Raw genomic sequence first — 237 nt, forward strand, 5'->3', positions numbered from 1 at the left:
TGGTTCGGCCTGGCCAACGCCGCATGGGAAACCGCGCTGGGCGGCCATTCGCCGTGGACGCTGGGCAACAAACCCGACTGGAGCTCGCTGGACAAGGTCGGCGAGCACGAAGAGCCAGTGCGCGATTACGTGCAGCGCGAACTGGCGCCGCGCGACCGCCTGCAGGGCGTCTACTTCGCCGCCACCGAGCACGACGAGGACCAGCCGGTCCACCTCAAGGTGGCCGACCCGGACATC

The 237-nt window shown here is 69.2% G+C and carries 1 protein-coding gene; it reads left to right on the plus strand.

Annotated features, from left to right (window positions below; genetic code table 11):
- Positions 1-237: 4Fe-4S dicluster domain-containing protein (locus SB822_RS60850; protein WP_410859621.1), on the plus strand; the 237-nt coding region annotated here is incomplete at both ends.

The organism is Paraburkholderia sp. SIMBA_054, assembly GCF_046534875.1.
In the GTDB taxonomy this organism is placed as follows: Bacteria; Pseudomonadota; Gammaproteobacteria; order Burkholderiales; family Burkholderiaceae; genus Paraburkholderia; species Paraburkholderia hospita.